This window comes from Streptomyces cahuitamycinicus, assembly GCF_002891435.1.
Lineage (GTDB): Bacteria > Actinomycetota > Actinomycetes > Streptomycetales > Streptomycetaceae > Streptomyces > Streptomyces cahuitamycinicus.
This window is the reverse complement of the sequence record NZ_POUC01000549.1, coordinates 1-4361: the sequence shown is the minus strand read 5'-3', so window position 1 is coordinate 4361 and position 4361 is coordinate 1. Positions and strand designations below refer to the sequence as shown.

The 4361-nt window shown below is 71.8% G+C and carries 4 protein-coding genes; 2 read left to right on the top strand and 2 right to left on the bottom strand.

Features of this window, described 5'->3' with window-relative positions; genetic code table 11:
- Positions 1-487 (bottom strand): GAF domain-containing protein (locus tag C1J00_RS38955; RefSeq protein ID WP_146046347.1); only part of this gene is annotated, 487 nt, incomplete at its 3' end.
- Positions 488-612: 125 nt separating this feature from the next.
- On the opposite strand from C1J00_RS38955, the gene C1J00_RS38950 reads away from it, so the two are divergent.
- Positions 613-2292, top strand: coding sequence for an AMP-binding protein (locus C1J00_RS38950; protein WP_102913602.1), 1680 nt, complete (start codon positions 613-615; stop codon positions 2290-2292).
- Positions 2289-3875 (top strand): AMP-binding protein, encoded by a 1587-nt coding sequence (locus C1J00_RS38945; protein WP_102913601.1) that lies wholly within the window; start codon positions 2289-2291, stop codon positions 3873-3875. Before C1J00_RS38950 ends, C1J00_RS38945 begins: the two co-directional genes overlap by 4 nt.
- A gap of 18 nt (positions 3876-3893) precedes the next feature.
- On the opposite strand, the gene C1J00_RS38940 is transcribed toward C1J00_RS38945, so the two are convergent.
- The coding region (locus tag C1J00_RS38940) for a GNAT family N-acetyltransferase (RefSeq protein WP_102913600.1) at positions 3894-4361 on the bottom strand (468 nt) is incomplete at its 5' end.

The following is a 4361-nucleotide window of genomic DNA, read 5'->3' as shown; positions in this document are numbered from 1 at the left end:
GGCCCGCACCGGCCCCCGCCCCGGCGACGAGCGTGCGGGCCTCGTCCCGGACGGCCAGCGCCCGCTCCACGTCCCGCGCCGCCTCGACCGCCGCGTCCAGCATCCGGCCGCCCAGCGGCAGAGCCGTCCGCAGCGCCCCGTACAGCACCCCGCGCACCCGGTGCCGCACCACCACCGGCACAGCCAGCACCGAGCGCAGCCCCTCCGCGGACACCGGGGCGTCGTACTCGTGGCTGATCTGCCGCGAGGCCGAGTAGTCCGTCACCACGCACGGCCGGGACAGCGCCACCGTCTTGCCGCCGAGACCGGTTCCGGACGTCACCACCAGCGACCGCAGGGCGTGCGTCGCCGTACCGCTCAGTTCGCTGATGCGCATCTGCTGCCCGGCCTCCAGCAGGCCGCCGAAGGCGACCGGAAGGCCGGTGCCCCGCCGCAGACGCAGCAGCGCGCTGCGCATCTCGACCGCGTCGGACGCGTCTGTCGTCACCTGATCGCCCCTTCGCTACGGCCCTTGCGCGGGCGCACCCCCCGTTCGGGGGTAGTGAGACCTGCATCACGGATTACACGATGGCTCGGAGCCGCCCGGCAATGGTCCGGCACCCAGGAGGACAGATGACATCGGCGACGGCACTGTTCCGCGACGCGCGGGATTTCCTGCTGGAGCACCGCGAGGACTACCCGAGGGCCTACGAGGGCTTCCGCTGGCCACGCCCCGAGTACTTCAACTGGGCGCTCGACTGGTTCGACGAGATCGCCGACGGCAACGCCCGCACCGCCCTGCACCTCGTCGAGGAGGACGGCCGTGAGACCCGGCTGTCCTTCGGGGAGATGTCCGTGCGGTCGGCCCGGTTCGCCACCTGGCTGCGGGCCCGGGGCGTGCGCGCCGAGGACCGGATCCTCGTCATGCTCGGCAACCAGGCCGAACTGTGGATCACCGCCCTCGCCGCGATGAAACTGCGCGCGGTGGTCATCCCGGCCACCCCGCTGCTCGGCCCCGCCGACCTGCGCGACCGCGTCGAGCGCGGCCGGGTCCGGCACGTCATCGCGCGCACCGCGGACACCGGCAAGTTCGCCGAGGTCCCGGGCGACTACACGCGCATCGCCGCGGACGCCGCCGGTGCGGTGCCGGCCGGCTGGCTGCCGCTGGACGACGCCTACGGCGCCTCCGCCGACTTCACCCCCGACGGCCCCACCCGGGCCGACGACCCGCTGATGCTCTACTTCACCTCGGGCACCACCGCCCGGCCCAAACTCGTCGAGCACACCCACACCTCGTACCCGATCGGCCATCTGTCGACCATGTACTGGATCGGCCTGCGCCCCGGCGACGTACATCTGAACATCTCCTCACCCGGCTGGGCCAAGCACGCCTGGTCCAACCTGTTCGCCCCGTGGAACGCCGAGGCGACCGTCTTCCTGCACAACTACACGCGTTTCGACGCCGTCCGTCTCATGACCGAGATGGATCGGGCGGGCGTCACCACCTTCTGCGCCCCGCCGACCGTGTGGCGCATGCTCATCCAGGCCGACCTGACACAGCTGCGCACCCCGCCCCGCGAGGTCGTCGCGGCCGGCGAGCCGCTCAACCCGGAGGTCATCGAGCAGGTCCGCCGCGCCTGGAACCTCACCGTCCGGGACGGCTTCGGCCAGACCGAGACGGCCGTGCAGGTCGCCAACAGTCCCGGCCAGCCGCTCAAGACCGGCTCGATGGGCCGGCCGAGTCCCGGCTACCGCGTCGAACTCCTCGACCCGGTGTCCGGCGCGCCGGGCGCCATGGAGGGCGAGATCGCGCTGGACCTGTCGGACCGCCCCGTCGGCCTGATGACCGGCTACCACGGCGACGCGGACCGCACGGCGGAGGCGATGGCCGGCGGCTACTACCGCACGGGGGATGTCGCCTCCCGGGATGAAGAGGGATATCTGACCTATATCGGGCGCAGTGACGACGTCTTCAAGGCCTCCGACTACAAGATCAGCCCGTTCGAGCTGGAGAGCGCGCTGCTGGAGCACGACGCGGTCGCAGAGGCGGCGGTCGTCCCCGCCCCTGACGAGCTGCGGCTCGCCGTCCCCAAGGCGTACGTCGTCCTGGCCGCCGGCTGGGAGCCCGGCGCCGACACCGCGAAGGTCCTGTTCGAGCACTCCCGCGAGGTGCTGGCCCCCTACAAGCGCATCCGCCGCCTGGAGTTCGCCGACCTGCCCAAGACCGTCTCCGGCAAGATCCGCCGGATCGAGCTGCGGGAGGCCACGGCGGCCGGGTCGGACGCCGAGTACCGCGAGGAGGACTTCCGGTGAGCTCCTACAGCCATGGCACCGGCGGGACGGCGCTGCTCGGCGACACGATCGGGGCCGGCCTGGACCGGGCGGTGGCCACCTGGCCGGACCGCGAGGCACTGGTCGACGTGCCGTCCGGCCGGCGCTGGACGTACGCGCAGTTCGGCGCGGCGGTCGACGAGCTCGCCTCCGCCCTGCACGCCTCCGGGGTCGCCAAGGGCGACCGGGTGGGCATCTGGGCGGTCAACTGCCCCGAGTGGGTGCTCGTCCAGTACGCCACCGCCCGCATCGGCGCGATCCTGGTGAACATCAACCCGGCGTACCGCACCCACGAGGTGGCGTACGTCCTGAAGCAGGCCGGCGTGTCCCTGCTGTTCGCCTCCCTCGCTCACAAGACGAGCGACTACCGGGCGATGGTCGAGCAAGTGCGCGGCGGAATACCAGAGTTGAGGGAGGTGGTCTATTTCGGCGACCCGGGCTGGGAGGCGCTGCTCGGGCGGGCGACCCCCGACGCGACGTACGACGAACTCTCCTGCGACGACCCGATCAACATCCAGTACACGTCGGGCACGACGGGCTTCCCGAAGGGCGCGACCCTCTCCCACCACAACATCCTCAACAACGGCTACTTCGTGGGTGAGCTGATCGCCTACTCCGAGCAGGACCGCATCTGCATCCCGGTGCCCTTCTACCACTGCTTCGGCATGGTCATGGGCAATCTCGCCGCCACCTCGCACGGCGCCTGCATGGTCATCCCCGCCCCGTCCTTCGACGCGAAGGCCACCCTGGACGCGGTCCAGCAGGAGCGCTGCACGTCGCTCTACGGCGTCCCGACGATGTTCATCGCCGAGCTGAACCTCCCCGACTTCGCCTCCTACGATCTCTCCTCGCTGCGCACCGGCATCATGGCGGGCTCGCCCTGCCCGGTGGAGGTGATGAAGCGGGTGGTCACCGAGATGCACATGGCGGAGGTCTCCATCTGCTACGGCATGACCGAGACGTCCCCGGTGTCCCTCCAGACCCGGCGGGACGACGACCTGGAGCATCGCACCGGCACGGTCGGCCGGGTCCTGCCGCACATCGAGGTCAAGGTCGTCGACCCGGCCACGGGCGTCACCCGGCCGCGCGGGACGGCGGGCGAGTTGTGCACCCGCGGCTACAGCGTGATGCTCGGCTACTGGAACGAGCCGGAGAAGACCGCCGAGTCCGTCGACGCGGGCCGCTGGATGCACACGGGCGATCTCGCCGTGATGCGCGATGACGGCTACGTCGAGATCGTCGGCCGCATCAAGGACATGATCATCCGGGGCGGGGAGAACATCTACCCCCGCGAGATCGAGGAGTTCCTCTACGGCCACCCGAAGATCCAGGACGTCCAGGTCGTCGGCGTCCCGCACGAGCGCTACGGCGAGGAGGTCCTGGCCTGCGTCATCGCCCGCGACCCGGACGACCCGCCGACACTGGAGGAGCTCCGGGCCTTCTGTGAGGGGCGGTTGGCGCACTACAAGGTTCCGGCCCGGGTGCGGATCCTCGACTCCTTCCCGATGACGGTGTCCGGGAAGGTACGCAAGGTGGAGCTGCGGGCGAGGTTCGCGGACGGTTGAGGTGCGCCGGCCCGCCCGTCACAACAGGGCGCGCATGCACACCCGTGGCCAGCGGTCCAGGCCGAGTCCGGCCTCCGTCGCGCGGATCGCGCGCAGGCCGGGCGTGAGGTCCGCCTCGGGGAGCGGGCGGAAGCCGAGGCGCTCGTAGTAGGGGGCGTTCCACGGGACCTCCGTGAAGGTGGTCAGCGTCAGGGAGGTCAGCCCCTCCTCGCGGGCCCGCTCGGCGGCGTGGGCCAGGAGTGCGCGGCCCACGCCCCGGCGGGCGGCGCGCGGGTGGACCGAGACCTGCTCGATGTGCAGGGCGCCGTCGACGGGTTCGGCGAGGAGATAGGCGACCGGCCGGTCCTGCGGGCCGCAGGCGACCCAGCAGCGGCCCGCCCGGCGGTAGTGCTCCAGCACGTCGAGGGCGGGCGGCTCGTCGTCGGCGATCTCCGGCATGCCGAGGTCGCGGAAGGGGGCGCCGGCGGCCCGCTCGATGTCCTGGAG